Genomic DNA, 14,617 nt, shown 5'->3' on the forward strand with positions numbered 1-14,617 from the left:
CGTTACCCCACGGGGCCCCGGGGGGGGCCGGCGGTGGTGGCCCCCCCGGGGGGCTACCCGCGCCTTTGGGCCGGGGGGGGGTGCCGGGGGGGGGGGGGGGGGGGGCCCCCCCCCGTGGGGGGGGGGCCCCACTCCACCCTATCCAGCCCTGGAGAGGGCAAAGAGCCCCGTCCATGCAATGGACGGGGCTCCAGCCGTGGCGATCAGCGAGGATCGTAGGGGTGATCAGTGGTGGCCGTGGCCGCTCGTGATCTCCTTGTACTCCTCGACGGTGGGCTTGGGGATCTGGTTGTCCTCCCCGTAATAGCCCTTGCTGAGCTTGGCCCGCAGCTTCTGCGTGCCCTTCACCTTGCGCTCGACACCGTTCTCGTCGACCGCCGGGCCGATCTCGGCCGGCTGGTACTGCTCGTGCGCGGTGAGGGTGTGCAGAGCCTCCTGGCTGAGCGGCTCGTGGATCTCGATGAACTCACCGTGCGGCAGGCGCTTGATGATGCCCGACTCGCGGCCGTGCAGCACCTTGTCCCGGTCCCGGCGCTGCAGGCCGAGGCAGATCCGCTTGGTGGCGACGAACGCGAGGACCGGCGCGACGAAGAACGCGATCCGCACGAACCAGGTGATCGAGTTGATCGACAGGTGGAAGTGCGTGGCCCAGAGGTCGTTTCCACCACCGATCAGCAGAACCATGTACCAGGTGATCCACGCGACGCCGAAGGCCGTACGCGTCGGGACGTTGCGCGGGCGGTCCAGGATGTGGTGCTCGCGCTTGTCGCCGGTGACCCAGGACTCGATGAACGGATAGACCGCGATCGCGACCAGGACCAGCGGGAAGATGATCAGCGGGATGAACACGCCCAGGACGAGCGTGTGACCCCAGAGGTTGATCTCCCAGCCCGGCATGAAACGGATCAGGCCTTCGGAGAAGCCCATGTACCAGTCGGGCTGGGCACCGGTCGACACCTGGTCCGGGCGGTAGGGGCCCATGGTCCAGATCGGGTTGATCGAGGCGATCCCCGCGATGACCGTGATGACACCGAAGACCAGGAAGAAGAAGCCTCCGGCCTTGGCCGTGTAGACCGGAAGGAGCGGCATGCCGACGACGTTGTCGTTCGTCTTTCCGGGGCCCGCGAACTGCGTGTGCTTGTGGTAGAAGACCAGGATCAGGTGGCCGACCACCAGACCGAGCATGATGCCCGGCAGCAGCAGGACGTGGATCGAGTAGAAGCGGGCCACGAAGTCGCCGCCCGGGAACTCGCCGCCGAAGAGGAAGAACGAGAGGTACGTGCCCACGATCGGCACGGACAGGAGCGCGCCTTCCATGAAGCGGACACCGGTGCCGGAGAGCAGGTCGTCCGGGAGCGAGTAGCCGGTGAAGCCGGTGAACATGCCCAGGACGAACAGCAGGAAACCGAAGATCCAGTTGACCTCACGGGGCTTGCGGAACGCACCCGTGAAGAACACGCGCATCATGTGCACGAACATGCCGGCGAGGAAGATCAGCGCCGCCCAGTGGTGGATCTGCCGGATCAGCAGACCACCGCGCACATCGAAGGAGATGTGCATGGTCGAGTTGAACGCCTCGGACATCAGCTGGCCCTGCAGCGGGACGTAGCTGCCGTGGTACTCCACCTCGTTCATCGACGGGTGGAAGAACAGCGTCAGATACACACCCGTGAGGATGATGATGATGAAGCTGTAGAGGCAGACCTCACCCAGCATGAAGGACCAGTGGTCCGGGAAGATCTTGCGCATGTTGGTCTTGGCCAGGCCGTAGATGCCCAGCCGACCGTCGGCCCAGTCGGCGACCCGCTCACCGGCGGGTGCTTTCTTCCGCGAGTTGCTCTCGCCCGGGTCGGAGGTGTTCGCAGCAGTGGTACTCATCCGCGCTCCCAGAAAGCAGGACCGACGGGCTCTTCGAAGTCGCCGAGCGCTTCGAGGTAGCCCTCAGCGTTCACACCGATGCGCAGCTGCGGCAGGGCGTGACCGGCCGGGCCGAAGATCACTCGGGCGCCGTCGGCGAGGTCGAAGGTGGACTGGTGGCACGGGCAGAGGACGTGGTGCGTCTGCTGCTCGTACAGGGAGATCGGACAGCCGACGTGGGTACAGATCTTCGAGTAGGCCACGATGCCCTCGTGGGACCACTCGAGTTCCCGCTTGTCCTTGATGTTGTCCGGCTGGAGCCGGACGATCATCAGGGCCGCCTTGGCGATCTCGGTCTGGAACTCCTCGTCGTGCTCCTCCAGGCCCTCGGGCTTGGCGAAGGTGAGCGAACCGACGACCACGTCCGAGGGACGCAGCGGCTCGTTCGTGTTCATGTTGACGAGCTGTAGACCCTTGCGCCACATCGTGTGGCGGAGGCTGGTCCCCGGCAGCGGGCCGAGGTCGCGCAGCAGCATGACGCCGGAGAGCGGGACCAGGGCCAGCGCGCCGAACATCGTGTTGCGGATCAGCTTGCGCCGACCGAGCGCGGACTCCTTGGCACCCTGCTTGAAGTCGGCCAGCACCTGGGCCTTGACCTCGGGCGGCGCCTCGATCGGGTGACGCTCGGCGGGGATCTCCACGTCGGACATCAGGGTGCGGGCCCAGTGGACCGCGCCCGCGCCGATGGCGAACAGCGCGATGCCGAGCGTCATGCCCAGCGCGAAGTTGAGCGCGCTGGTGTGCCCGATCGGGAAGATGTAGACGGCCTTGTCGACCGGGATCGCCACGTACGAGGCGATGAAACCTACCGTGGCCAGCATCGACAGGGTGAACAGGAAGGCGACCACGCGCTCGGAGCGCTTGGCTGCCCGCTCGTCGATGTCCTGGACGCGGTGCTCATGGGGCGGCAGCCCCGGGTTGGCGAACGGGTCCTGCTCGTTCGCCACCGACACGGCACCGTGTCCATGGTCGTCGGTGGCCCGCTCGGCGGGCAGGTTCTCTTCTGGAGTTTGTTGGCTACTCATCACTTCTTGGCCTTTGCGGTCCGAGCGGCGACCCAGACGGCGACAGCGATCAGGGCTCCGAGTCCGAAGATCCAGGAGAACAGGCCCTCGCTGACCGGCCCGAGGCCGCCCAGGCTGAGGCCGCCAGGCTCCACGGTGTCGTCACCGTTGACCGCGTCGAGGTACGCGATGATGTCCTTCTTGTTCTGCTCCGACATGATCGTGTCGGGGAACGAAGGCATGTTCTGCGGGCCGGTCTGCATGGCCTCGTAGATGTGCTTGGGGGAAACACCTTCCAGGTCCGGTGCGAACTTGCCCTCGGACAGCGCACCGCCCTTGCCGGTGAAGTTGTGGCACTGCGCGCAGTTGGTACGGAAGAGTTCGCCGCCCTTGGCGATGTCCGCGCCCTCGGGGCTGACCTGGTTCTCGGTCGGCACGGAGGGACCGGCGCCCAGCGAGGCGATGTACGCCGCGAGCTGGTCGATCTGGGCCTGCGAGTAGATGACCTTCTTCTTCGGGATCTGCGCGCCCGGCTGCTGGGCCGGCATACGACCGGTGCCGACCTGGAAGTCGACGGCGGCTGCGCCCACGCCCACCAGGCTCGGACCGTCGGAGCTGCCCTGACCGCCGGTGCCGTGGCAGCTTGCGCAGCCCACGGCGTAGAGCTTCTTGCCCTCGTCGATGGCAAGAGACTGGGCGGTTTCGTCGGCCTGCGCCTGGCTCGCGGGTGCGAACGCGGCGTACAGCCCCCCGGTGGCCGCCAGCGCGAGGAGGAGTACGACGACCGCCGCCAGCGGATGGCGTCGTCGTGCGGAGAGCTTTTTCACGGATTACCCCGGTGTCAGGATCTTCTGCGTCGGTGCTTCTGGATGTTTCGGGCGCTTCGCCCGATTACTTGATCAGGTAGATCGTGGCGAAAAGGCCGATCCAGACGACATCGACGAAGTGCCAGTAGTAGGACACGACGATGGCGGCGGTCGCCTGCTCATGGGTGAACTTCCTGGCCGCGTAGGTGCGGCCGAGGACGAACAGGAAGGCGATCAGACCTCCTGTCACATGCAGTCCGTGGAAACCGGTGGTCAGGTAGAACACCGAGCCGTACGGGTCGGAGGAGAGCGAGAGCCCGTCCTTCTTGACCAGCTCGGTGTACTCGAAGATCTGACCGCCGATGAAGATCGCACCCATGATGAAGGTGACGATGAACCACATCCGGAGCTTCTTCACGTCACCGCGCTCGGCGGCGAACACGCCGAGCTGGCAGGTGAGTGAGGAGAGCACCAGGATCGTGGTGTTCGTCGCTGAGAACGGGATGTTCAGCGACTCGGCCATTTCCTTCCAGTGATCCTGCCCGGTCACCGATCGCAGGGTGAAGTACATCGCGAAGAGGGCCGCGAAGAACATCAGCTCGGAACTCAGCCAGATGATGGTTCCGACGCTGGTGAGGTTCGGCCGATTGACCGACGGGTGCGCGTGCCCGGTTTCTACTGTCGTTGCTGTCGCCACGACCGACATTATGTCGGTCGCTTATCCCGCCCTCACCCCGGGGGGTGCCATTCGGAGTGTTGATGGGGTGTGTCCAGCCCAAATGGCCCATGGAAGCCCTGTCCGAACAGGTGTTGACGAGGTGTTCGGAGGAGTAGCATCCGCGCAGCGGACCCTGTCCGTCCCGCCTGAAGGACGCCGACGTCTCGGAGGAAGAATGCAGCCGACCGCCACGGTGCTGGTCTACAGCGACGACTCCAACACCCGGGAGCAGGTGCGTCTCGCGACGGGCCGCAGGCCGGCCACCGATGTCCCCCAGGTCGAGTTCCTCGAGTGCGCGACACCCGCCGCCGTCCTGAAGGAGCTGGACAAGGGCGGTATCGACGTCTGTGTGCTGGACGGCGAGGCCGTGCCGATGGGCGGGATGGGCGTCTGCCGCCAGATCAAGGACGAGATCTTCAACTGCCCGCCCGTCCTTGTGCTGATCGGGCGGCCCCAGGACGCCTGGCTGGCCACCTGGAGCCGTGCGGACGCCGCGGTGACCCTGCCGGTCGAGCCGGTGGAGTTCGCTGCCGAGCTGGCCGCACTGCTGCGCCGGAAGGCTCTTGCGGGCGCCTAGGAGTCGGGGGGCCCTTGCGGGCGCCCAGGGGGTCGGGCAGGGGCAGCCATCGGTCGGTGCCCGCGGCCCGGGTGTGGCTTGTCGCGCGGTTCGGCGCGCCCCGGTCTCACACGGACTCGGGGCGCAACCTGGCCCGGTCCTGCACGCTCGGGCCGTCAGGGGATCCGCCCACGAGGGCGCTGCCCTTGCGCCACTTCTGCCAGCTGAGGTTCCAGTCCCCGAAGCCGTTGCCGAACGGGTCCATGTCCTCGCCGTACGAGTTGATGACCTTGACGATGTCGCCCTCACGGAACGTCTCGTAGAACCAGGCGGCGTTGTTCGTGCTCATTCCGGTGCACCCGTGGCTGACGTTGGCGGATCCCTGGGAGCCGGTCGACCAGGGCGCGGCGTGCACGTACTCGCCGCTCCAGGTGACGCGCGTCGCGTAGTACACGGGAAGGTCGTAGGAGTCCGCGGTGCCCTCGGCGATCCCGATGCTGGTACCGCGCATCCGTACGTAGTACTCCTTGCCCAGCACGACCTTGACGCCGTTTCGTGTCTCGAAGCCGGGCTTGCCGGTGGTGACGGGGATCTCGTTGATCGCCTTGTCGTTCCGGTAGACCGTCATGGAGTGCGCGGAGGCGTCGGTCACGGCGACGAGCCGGTCGCCGATGGTGAGCTTCAGGGGCTTCGCCTCGCCGCCCCAGAGTCGCTCGGCGATCTTGATGCCGCCGATGTTGCCGTGCGCCTGGACGGTGGCGTGGGTGGGCCAGTACTCCTTGGGGCGATAGTGCAGCGTCTTGTCGTCCACCCAGTGCCAGGCGCCTTCCACGGCGGGCTTGGAGTCGACCTTGAGGGCGCGCTCGACGACCGCACGGGCGGCCTTGTCCTTGACGGGAGCACTGAGTTCGGCCGTGACGGGCTGACCGACGCCGTACGTGCCCGCGTCGGGCCCGAAGGTGACGTTCAGCCGCTTATTCGTCGTGGGGGTGCTCGTGTCGAAGGCGATGACCTTGCGGCCCGGGGCGCCGTCCGCGTCCTCCGTGCTCACGCGCACGGTGTAGCGGGCGCCCGCGGCCAGCGGTGAGGTGCTGTGCCAGCGGCCGCCGTCCGCGGAGAGTTCGCCCGCGACGTACCGGCCGGACGCATCCGTGGCCGTCACGTCGGTGATACGCCCCTCGTCACCCCCGGAGGTGATCTCCAGGGGTTTGTCGGGGTCGACCTTGCGGCTCTCGCCGGCCGGGCCGTTGAAGGTGATCTGACCCGCCGCGTCATACGGCTTGGCCGAGAGCGGGTGGCCGTCGGAGCCGCAGGCGGTGACGCCCGCGCCGAGGGCGACCAGCAGCGTGGTGCAGCTGGCTACCGTGCGGAATCGCGGTGAGTGGTTCATGAGCTCACGCTATGAACGGCTGTCAACTACGGCGCGCCGAGTGACCCGAGCGAGGGACAGAAGGTGTGGCAAACGAGGGAGCCCGGACTCTCCTGACGGAGTGTCCGGGCTCCCGGGCGTTCAGCGCGTGCTACTGGGTGCGGTTCTCACCGTGGTAGTACTCGAAGACCCAGCCCCACAGGCCGATCGCGATGATCGGGGCCGAGAAGTACAGCAGCCACCAGCCGAAGACGACGCCCAGGAAGGCGAGCGCGCCCCCGATGCCGAGCGCGAGCGGCTGCCAGCTGTGCGGGCTGAAGAAGCCCACCTCGCCGGCCTCGTCCGCGACGTCGGCCTCCTTGTCGTCCTGCGCCAGCGCGTCGACCCGCCGGGCCGTGAAGGCCAGGTAGTAGCCGATCATGATGCTCAGGCCGAAGCCCAGGAAGAGCGCCGTGGTGCCGGCCGGCTCCTTCGACCACACGCCATAGACGATCGCCATGACGAGGATGAAGAGGGCCAGCCAGATGAACATCTTGCCTTGGACCTTCACTTGCCGGCCTCCTTGCCACCAGCGAGGGCCTTCTCACCGTGACCGGCGTTCTCGAGCTGGTCGAGAGCGGCGATCTCAGGGTGATGCAGGTCGAACGCCGGGGATTCGGAACGGATCCGCGGCAGGGTGAGGAAGTTGTGCCTCGGCGGCGGGCAGGACGTGGCCCATTCGAGTGAACGGCCGTAGCCCCACGGGTCGTCGATCTCGACCTTCTTGCCGTACTTGGCGGTCTTCCACACGTTGTAGAGGAACGGCAGTATCGACAGACCGAGCAGGAAGGAGCTGATCGTCGAGATCGTGTTCAGCGCGGTGAAGCCGTCGGCCGCGAGGTAGTCCGCGTAACGACGCGGCATACCCTCCGCACCCAGCCAGTGCTGCACCAGGAACGTGCCGTGGAAGCCCACGAACAGCGTCCAGAAGGTGATCTTGCCGAGGCGCTCGTCGAGCATCTTGCCGGTCATCTTCGGCCACCAGAAGTGGAAGCCGGAGAACATCGCGAACACCACGGTGCCGAAGACGACGTAGTGGAAGTGCGCCACCACGAAGTACGAGTCCGAGACGTGGAAGTCCATCGGCGGCGAGGCCAGGATGACGCCGGTCAGACCACCGAAGGTGAAGGTGATCAGGAAGCCGGTCGCCCAGAGCATCGGGGTCTCGAACGACAAGGACCCCTTCCACATCGTTCCGATCCAGTTGAAGAACTTCACGCCCGTTGGCACGGCGATGAGGAACGTCATGAAGGAGAAGAACGGCAGAAGCACGCCACCGGTGACGTACATGTGGTGCGCCCACACGGTCACGGAGAGACCCGCGATCGCGATGGTGGCGCCGATCAGGCCCATGTAGCCGAACATCGGCTTGCGCGAGAACACCGGGATCACTTCGGAAATGATTCCGAAGAATGGCAGAGCGATGATGTACACCTCTGGATGGCCGAAGAACCAGAAGAGGTGTTGCCACAGCAAGGCCCCGCCGTTGGCGGCATCGAAGACATGTGCCCCGAATTTCCGATCCGCCTCCAGCGCGAACAGCGCGGCGGCGAGAACGGGGAAGGCCAGCAGGACCAGGACCGCGGTCAGCAGCACGTTCCACACGAAGATCGGCATACGGAACATCGTCATACCGGGGGCGCGCATGCAGATGATCGTGGTGATGAAGTTGACCGCACCGAGGATCGTGCCGAAGCCGGAGAAGGCCAGGCCCATGATCCACATGTCGGCGCCGATGCCCGGCGAGCGGACCGCGTCCGACAGCGGGCTGTAGGCGAACCAGCCGAAGTCGGCCGCGCCCTGCGGGGTGAGGAAGCCACCGACCGCGATGAGCGAGCCGAACAGGTAGAGCCAGTAGGCGAACATGTTCAGCCGCGGGAACGCCACGTCGGGCGCGCCGATCTGCAGCGGCATGATCCAGTTCGTGAAACCGGCGAACAGCGGCGTCGCGAACATCAGCAGCATGATCGTGCCGTGCATCGTGAACGCCTGGTTGAACTGCTCGTTCGACATGATCTGCAGACCCGGGCGCGCCAGCTCGGCGCGCATGAGCAGCGCCATGACGCCGCCGATGCAGAAGAACGCGAACGACGTGATCAGGTACATCGTCCCGATCGTCTTGTGGTCAGTGGTGGTGAGCCACTTGATCACGACGCTGCCGGGCTCCTTGCGCCTCAGCGGCAACTCGCTCTCGTAAGAGCCTTCGGCCTCGGCGGCACCCTGGGGTTCGTTGAGGATGCTCACAGGTTGGTCGTCTCCCGGTTCTTCTCGGGGTCCGTCTGCTCAATGCCGGCCGGGATGTAGCCCGTCTGGCCCTTCTCCGCGAGCTCCTTGAGGTGGGCCTCGTAGCGCTCGGGAGAGACGACCTTCACATTGAAGAGCATCCGGGAGTGGTCGACGCCGCAGAGTTCGGCGCACTTGCCCAGGTAGGTGCCCTCCGCGTTGGGGGTCACCTGGAAGGAGTTGGTGTGGCCCGGAATGACGTCCTGCTTCATCAGGAACGGCACCACCCAGAAGGAGTGGATGACGTCTCGCGAAGTGAGGATGAAACGGACCGTCTTGCCCTCGGGGAGCCAGAGCGTCGGACCGGGGTTACCCGTCTGCGGGTTCTCCGAGGCCGGCGTGCCGACGTCGTAGACACCGCCGGCGTTCGCCGGGTAGTCCTTCTTGAACCTGTTCGGAATGGCGGCCAGGTTCTCGTCGGTCGCGGCGTCACCGGTGGAACCGTCGACGTTCTCGATGTAGTTGAAGCCCCAGCTCCACTGGAAGCCGACGACGTTGATGGTGACGTCGGGCTTCTTGTCCAGACTGAGGAGCTTCGTCTCGTCGCGGGCGGTGAAGTAGAACAGCACCGAGACGATGATGAGCGGGACCACGGTGTACAGCGCCTCGATGGGCATGTTGTACCGGGTCTGCGGGGGAACCTCGACCTTGGTACGGCTGCGCCGGTGGAAGAAAACGCTCCACAGGATCAGGCCCCAGACCAGCACGCCCGTGGCGAGCGCGGCCGCCCACGAGCCCTGCCAGAGGGAGAGGATCCGGGGACCCTCTTCCGTGACCGGGGTGGGAAAACCAAGGCGCGGAAAGTCCTTGTATGTGCAACCGGTAGCGGTAGCCAGGACCAGGCCCGCAGTCATTGCCTGCAGCAGCTTCCGCCGCATCGGGCGCCGCGGCGTGGGGGTACCGCCCGCGCCCTTCAGGCAGCGGGGGAGGTCGGAGCCGTTGGGACTCACGTAGCGCCTTCCCGAGAGTCTCGCCCGCGCTGGTTGGCTACGGCCTTCTCGCTGGTCGCTCGCCGCCCTGGCACACGGGCAGGGGTTTGGATGTTTATGCGGAGCAAACCCTACTGGACGCTATTTGGGGTCGCGCGGGGAGGGGTGCGCAACGCGCCGCCGGGTTTCGCGGAGGGGGTGGGTTGCCCTGTCCTGGGGTGCTTCTGACGGGGGGTAGGGGCGCCCAACAACTCGGCGAGTCGCTCTCGTCGTGCGACTGCCGGCCCGTTGTGGTTGATCGCGCAGTTCCCCCCGCCCCTTTGGGGCGCCTAGCGTTGTGGTGTGTCCTACTTCGATGCTGCTTCCGCCGCTCCCCTCCATCCCGTTGCCCGGCAGGCCCTGCAGGCCTCCCTGGACGAGGGGTGGGCGGATCCCGCACGTCTGTACAGGGAGGGAAGGCGGGCCCGGTTGCTGCTCGACGCGGCGCGTGAGGCGGCGGCGGATGCCGTGGGCTGCCGGCCGGACGAACTGGTCTTCACGTCGTCGGGTACGCGGGCGGTGCACTCCGGGGTCGCGGGCGCGCTGGCCGGACGCCGGCGGACCGGACATCACCTGATCGTGTCAGCGGTCGAACATTCTTCGGTGCTCCATTCGGCCGAGGTCCACGAGTCGGCGGGCGGGACGGTGACACAGGTCCCGGTCGGTCGTACAGGCGCGGTGTCCCCTTCCGCGTACTCGGCGGCCCTGCGCCCCGACACCGCGCTCGCCTGTCTGCAGTCCGCCAACCACGAGGTGGGTACGGAGCAGCCGGTGGCCGCGGTGGCTCAGGAGTGCCGGGCGGCGGGCGTGCCGCTGCTGGTGGACGCGGCGCAGTCGCTGGGGTGGGGCCGGGTGGAGGGCGAGTGGTCCCTGCTCACGGCAAGTGCCCACAAATGGGGCGGCCCTTCGGGTGTGGGGCTGCTCGTCGTACGCAAGGGGGTGCGGTTCGCTCCCCAAGGGCCCGTGGACGAGCGGGAGTCGGGGCGGGCCGCCGGGTTCGAGAACATTCCCGGGATCGTGGCCGCGGCGGCGGCACTGCGGGCCGTACGGGCCGAGGCGGCCGAGGAAGGCGCGCGGCTGCGGGAACTGACGGACCGGATCCGCCTGCGGGTGCCCGAACTGGTCCCGGATGTCGAGGTGGTCGGCGATCCGGACCGCCGGCTGCCCGGCGTCGTCACCTTCTCCTGTCTCTATGTCGACGGTGAGACCCTGCTGCACGAACTGGACCGCGCCGGTTTCTCGGTCTCCTCCGGTTCGTCGTGCACGAGCAGCACGCTGACGCCCAGCCATGTACTGAAGGCCATGGGGGTCCTGACCGAGGGCAACGTCCGGGTCTCGCTGCCGCCGGGTGTCCCTGCGGCGGACGTCGACCGGTTCCTGTCCGTGCTGCCGGGCGCGGTCCTGGCCGTACGGGAGAAGCTGGGCGCTCCCGCCGCGGCGCCGAAGTCGGCCGCCGCCTCCGACTCGCTCGTGGTGAACGCCCTGGGCAAGCGGTGCCCGATCCCGGTCATCGAGCTGGCCAGGGTCATCGGCGATGTCCCGGTCGGCGGCACGGTCCGTGTCCTGGCCGACGACGAGGCGGCGCGGCTGGACATTCCGGCGTGGTGCGAGATGCGGGGACAGGAGTACGTGGGCGAGGAGCCGGCGGACCACGGCTCTGCCTATGTGGTCCGCCGGGTGTCCTAGGGGTGTCGTTTGGTTCACCTCGGATCAGGCCGCGGCGCATGGTGCGGTGCATCGCAAGGCGGAGCACGACCCGCGTACTGGGCGTACTCGGGTCATGCGACAACGCGGCGAGGTGCCGTGCCAGGCGTCGCGGACCCGAGGTGAACCAAACGACACGACTACACGAGGTGGGTCTGGACCTCGGCGGCGGCTTCATGGCCGTACGCCTTGGTGAAGCGGTCCATGAAGTTGGTGCGGCGCAGCTGGTACTCCTGCGTGCCGACCGTCTCGATGACCAGCGTGGCGAGCATGCAGCCGACCTGGGCGGCGCGCTCGAGGGAGACACCCCAGGCCAGGCCGGAGAGGAAGCCCGCGCGGAAGGCGTCGCCGACACCCGTGGGGTCGGCCTTGCGCTCCTCCTCCGCGCAGCCGACCTCGATCGGCTCCTGGCCGGCGCGCTCGATGCGCACGCCCTGCGCGCCGAGGGTGGTCACGCGGGTGCCGACCCTGCCGAGGATCTCCTCGTCGCTCCAGCCGGTCTTGGACTCGATGAGCCCCTTCTCGTACTCGTTCGAGAAGAGGTACGTCGCGCCGTCCAGGAGTACCCGGATGTCGTCGCCGCTCATCCGGGCGATCTGCTGCGAGAAGTCGGCCGCGAAGGGAATCGAGCGGGAGCGGCACTCCTCGGTGTGACGGAGCATCCCCTCGGGGTCGTCCGCGCCGATCAGGACGAGGTCGAGGCCGCCGACGCGGTCCGCCACGGCCTTGAGCTCGATGAGGCGGGCCTCGCTCATGGCGCCCGTGTAGAAGGAGCCGATCTGGTTGTGGTCGGCGTCCGTCGTGCAGACGAAGCGGGCGGTGTGCAGTACCTCGGAGATGCGGACGGAGTCGGTGTCGACGCCGTGCCGGTCGAGCCAGCCGCGGTACTCGTCGAAGTCGGAACCTGCCGCCCCGACCAGGATCGGCTTGGTGCCGAGCTGGCCCATGCCGAAGGCGATGTTCGCGCCGACCCCTCCCCGGCGTACGTCGAGGTTGTCGACCAGGAAGGAGAGGGAGACCGTGTGCAGCTGGTCCGCGACCAGCTGGTCGGCGAAACGGCCGGGGAAGGTCATGAGGTGGTCGGTGGCGATGGATCCGGTGACTGCGATACGCACGGCGAGGACACGCTCCTGCGAGGGGATGTGGAGGGGCTGGCGCTGACAGTTCACGCTACCCGGTCGGCGTGCGCGCAATGAAGCGGCAAAAACTACCCGATAGTAGATCTTTCTTCGCGGGCACCACCGTGCCTACGGTGCCGCTATGACAAACCTGAAGGTCCACGGCACCGTTCCGCAAGACCTCGACGGCGATCTGGCTTCACTGCGCGGCGACTGCGCACGGATGGCCGAGCACTGGACGGCGCCCGACCGGATCACCGCCCTCCCCGTGCCGCCCTCCCACATCCACGGCGTGACGGTGCCGCCTGCCTCGGCCCGGCTGCTGGACGCGATGTCCGACTACGGCGACTGAGCGCCGCGCGGGCAAGGACGGGCTGAAACCGTCCGGACAATCGGCCGGAACCCGTGCCCGCAGGGAACCGTGCGCTCCCCCGCTGCGTCCCATCGCTGTCCCCCGTGAAGGGGATGCGGTGTACGACCCTCAGCGCCCCTTTTTCGGCGCCCCGTCTTGACCGGGCCGGGTCGTCAGGAGCAGTGGAGCCAAGGAGCTATGCGGTGAGCACCGAGCGACCCGACAACGACGCGACCGATTCGGCCGAGGGCGGCGAGAGGGACGTCGAGACGGCGAAGCCGCGCCGGCGGCATTCCCTGGTGGCCGTCGCCTCGGTCGCGGCCGCGGTCCTGCTGGTCGGGGGCGGCGGGGCGTACTTCGCGACGACCACGTCGAACGGGGGGAACGGCGACAGCGCCTCCGGAACGCCCGGAGGCGACGGCACTCCCCCGGCGCTCGCTCTCGACGGGTACTCCGAGAGCGGTACGAGTGACACGGCTGGTACGGACGGCCCGAACGGCATCGCGCCCGGTGAGCCCAACCCGTACGGCACGACCTACCGGGCGGAAGGCGACCTCGCCGACGGGCCGGACTCGGCGCCCGTGTACGCCGCGAAGGGCCAGGTGACCAAGGCCGAGGTGGCTCGGCTGGCCGAGGCTCTCGGGGTGGCGGGCACCCCGCGGACGGACGGGGGTGACTGGACGGTCGGCGCCACGAACGACGCCGCCGAACCGAACCTGCGGGTGAGCAGGGACGCGCCCGGAACCTGGACCTACAGCTCCTATGTGCCGGGCAGCGACAACTGCGTCGAGAACAAGCCCTGCGGGCCCATCGGGTCCAGCGGTCTGGCGGGTCTGCGCCCGGCGGCGGTGAGCGAGGAGGCGGCGAAGAAGGCGGCCGCCCCCGTACTCAAGGCCGTCGGCCAGGACGACGCGAAGCTGGACGCGACGCAGCTCATGAACGATGACCGGGTACGGGTGGTGAACGCGGACCCGGAGGTCGGCGGGCTGCCGACGTACGGCTGGACGACGGGTGTCCAGATCAACTCCGAGGGCGAGGTCATCGGCGGCAGCGGCCGGTTGAAGACGCCGGTGAAGGGAGACACGTACCCCGTCATCACCGCGCAGCAGACCCTGGACCTGATGAACGGGCCGGCCTCGGGCGGCGCCCCCAAGGGCATCGGCGGCTGCGCCAGTCCCGTACCGCTGGAGGACCGGAACGAGGTGCCCTGCGAGGTGGCGACGGTGGCTCCGGCGCCCGCGACGGCGACCGTCGAGAAGGCCACGTTCGGGCTGGCGGCGCACTCGGTGGACGGGAAGCAGACGCTGGTGCCGTCCTGGCTGTTCGATGTCCGGTCCGCGGGTACGGAGGATGTCCTCACGGTGACGCATCCGGCGGTCGATCCGCGGTATCTGACCTCGCCGGAGGCCGGTCAGGACCCGACCCCGAGCCCTTCGCCGACCGGGGCACCCACGACCGGTGACGTCAAGGTGGAGGGCTACACCGCCGACGGCAAGGATCTGACCGTGAGCTTCTGGGGCGGGGTGTGCAGTAAGTACTCGGCTTCTGCGAGCGAGACTTCCGACAAGGTGACGGTCACGGTGACCAGCACATCGGAGCCGGGCAAGGTCTGCATCATGCTCGCCAAGGCGATGGACCTGCCCGTGCACCTGGACGAGCCACTCGGCGATCGCAAGGTCGTGGGAACGGACGGCAAGGCGATTCCGGAGGGCAAGGAACTCGGCGCCGTGGTGAGTTCGGCACAGCCGCAGTAGCCAGCGGTGGAACGGCAGTCCTTCCGAAC

Annotated in this window: 13 protein-coding genes; 4 read left to right on the plus strand and 9 right to left on the minus strand. The window is 67.8% G+C overall.

What is annotated here, in order from left to right; translation table 11 throughout:
• Positions 1 to 225: 225 nt before the first annotated feature.
• From ACFYPC_RS35945 to ACFYPC_RS35960, 4 genes are all read right to left on the minus strand, one after another.
• On the minus strand, positions 226 to 1,878 hold the full coding sequence (locus ACFYPC_RS35945) for a cytochrome bc complex cytochrome b subunit (protein ID WP_391891546.1): 1,653 nt from the start codon (positions 1,876 to 1,878) through the stop codon (positions 226 to 228).
• Complete coding sequence (locus ACFYPC_RS35950; RefSeq protein WP_391891547.1) at positions 1,875 to 2,942, minus strand: Rieske 2Fe-2S domain-containing protein; 1,068 nt, start codon at positions 2,940 to 2,942, stop codon at positions 1,875 to 1,877. Before ACFYPC_RS35950 ends, ACFYPC_RS35945 begins: the two co-directional genes overlap by 4 nt.
• Complete coding sequence (locus ACFYPC_RS35955; RefSeq protein WP_391891548.1) at positions 2,942 to 3,748, minus strand: c-type cytochrome; 807 nt, start codon at positions 3,746 to 3,748, stop codon at positions 2,942 to 2,944. Before ACFYPC_RS35955 ends, ACFYPC_RS35950 begins: the two co-directional genes overlap by 1 nt.
• Positions 3,749 to 3,812: 64 nt before the next feature.
• On the minus strand, positions 3,813 to 4,433 hold the full coding sequence (locus tag ACFYPC_RS35960) for a heme-copper oxidase subunit III (protein ID WP_385738648.1): 621 nt from the start codon (positions 4,431 to 4,433) through the stop codon (positions 3,813 to 3,815).
• A 187-nt stretch (positions 4,434 to 4,620) separates the two neighbouring features.
• Between ACFYPC_RS35960 and ACFYPC_RS35965 the strand changes: the two genes are divergently transcribed.
• Complete coding sequence (locus tag ACFYPC_RS35965) at positions 4,621 to 5,022, plus strand: hypothetical protein (RefSeq protein ID WP_391891549.1); 402 nt, start codon at positions 4,621 to 4,623, stop codon at positions 5,020 to 5,022.
• A 106-nt stretch (positions 5,023 to 5,128) separates the two neighbouring features.
• Here the strand turns inward: ACFYPC_RS35965 and ACFYPC_RS35970 are convergent, their stop codons facing one another.
• The 4 genes from ACFYPC_RS35970 to coxB all read right to left on the minus strand — a co-directional run bounded on the left by ACFYPC_RS35970 (position 5,129) and on the right by coxB (position 9,642).
• A complete protein-coding gene (locus tag ACFYPC_RS35970; RefSeq protein WP_391891550.1) occupies positions 5,129 to 6,391 on the minus strand; it encodes an Ig-like domain-containing protein in 1,263 nt (420 codons plus the stop codon).
• 130 nt (positions 6,392 to 6,521) lie between these two features.
• Positions 6,522 to 6,920 (minus strand): cytochrome c oxidase subunit 4, encoded by a 399-nt coding sequence (locus ACFYPC_RS35975; protein WP_385738653.1) that lies wholly within the window; start codon positions 6,918 to 6,920, stop codon positions 6,522 to 6,524.
• The gene (gene ctaD / locus ACFYPC_RS35980) at positions 6,917 to 8,653 is read right to left on the minus strand and encodes a cytochrome c oxidase subunit I (RefSeq protein WP_391891551.1); all 1,737 of its coding nucleotides are present in this window, start codon (positions 8,651 to 8,653) and stop codon (positions 6,917 to 6,919) included. Before ctaD ends, ACFYPC_RS35975 begins: the two co-directional genes overlap by 4 nt.
• On the minus strand, positions 8,650 to 9,642 hold the full coding sequence (coxB, locus tag ACFYPC_RS35985) for a cytochrome c oxidase subunit II (RefSeq protein WP_391891552.1): 993 nt from the start codon (positions 9,640 to 9,642) through the stop codon (positions 8,650 to 8,652). Before coxB ends, ctaD begins: the two co-directional genes overlap by 4 nt.
• A gap of 321 nt (positions 9,643 to 9,963) precedes the next feature.
• Between coxB and ACFYPC_RS35990 the strand changes: the two genes are divergently transcribed.
• A complete protein-coding gene (locus tag ACFYPC_RS35990; RefSeq protein WP_391891553.1) occupies positions 9,964 to 11,346 on the plus strand; it encodes a cysteine desulfurase/sulfurtransferase TusA family protein in 1,383 nt (460 codons plus the stop codon).
• A gap of 158 nt (positions 11,347 to 11,504) precedes the next feature.
• On the opposite strand, the gene ACFYPC_RS35995 is transcribed toward ACFYPC_RS35990, so the two are convergent.
• Positions 11,505 to 12,479, minus strand: coding sequence for a carbohydrate kinase family protein (locus ACFYPC_RS35995; RefSeq protein WP_391891554.1), 975 nt, complete (start codon positions 12,477 to 12,479; stop codon positions 11,505 to 11,507).
• Positions 12,480 to 12,624: 145 nt separating this feature from the next.
• On the opposite strand from ACFYPC_RS35995, the gene ACFYPC_RS36000 reads away from it, so the two are divergent.
• Together ACFYPC_RS36000 and ACFYPC_RS36005 are read left to right on the plus strand one after the other, a co-directional pair.
• Positions 12,625 to 12,834, plus strand: a complete 210-nt coding sequence (locus ACFYPC_RS36000; protein WP_391891555.1) for a hypothetical protein — start codon at positions 12,625 to 12,627, stop codon at positions 12,832 to 12,834.
• A 203-nt stretch (positions 12,835 to 13,037) separates the two neighbouring features.
• Positions 13,038 to 14,588 carry a hypothetical protein gene (locus ACFYPC_RS36005; protein WP_391891556.1) on the plus strand — a complete coding sequence of 517 codons (1,551 nt, stop codon included), beginning with the start codon at positions 13,038 to 13,040 and terminating at the stop codon, positions 14,586 to 14,588.
• Positions 14,589 to 14,617 lie beyond the last annotated feature (29 nt).

It is taken from the genome of Streptomyces sp. NPDC005808, assembly GCF_042871385.1.
Classification (GTDB): Bacteria; Actinomycetota; Actinomycetes; order Streptomycetales; family Streptomycetaceae; genus Streptomyces.

What these genes read in the sequence shown, in the direction of transcription:
- ACFYPC_RS35945 (WP_391891546.1), bottom strand. Translation starts at nt 1,878, where the DNA reads ATGAGTACCACTGCTGCGAACACCTCCGACCCGGGCGAGAGCAACTCG.
- ACFYPC_RS35950 (WP_391891547.1), bottom strand. Translation starts at nt 2,942, where the DNA reads ATGAGTAGCCAACAAACTCCAGAAGAGAACCTGCCCGCCGAGCGGGCC.
- ACFYPC_RS35960 (WP_385738648.1), bottom strand. Translation starts at nt 4,433, where the DNA reads ATGTCGGTCGTGGCGACAGCAACGACAGTAGAAACCGGGCACGCGCAC.
- ACFYPC_RS35965 (WP_391891549.1), top strand. Translation starts at nt 4,621, where the DNA reads ATGCAGCCGACCGCCACGGTGCTGGTCTACAGCGACGACTCCAACACC.
- ACFYPC_RS35970 (WP_391891550.1), bottom strand. Translation starts at nt 6,391, where the DNA reads ATGAACCACTCACCGCGATTCCGCACGGTAGCCAGCTGCACCACGCTG.
- ACFYPC_RS36000 (WP_391891555.1), top strand. Translation starts at nt 12,625, where the DNA reads ATGACAAACCTGAAGGTCCACGGCACCGTTCCGCAAGACCTCGACGGC.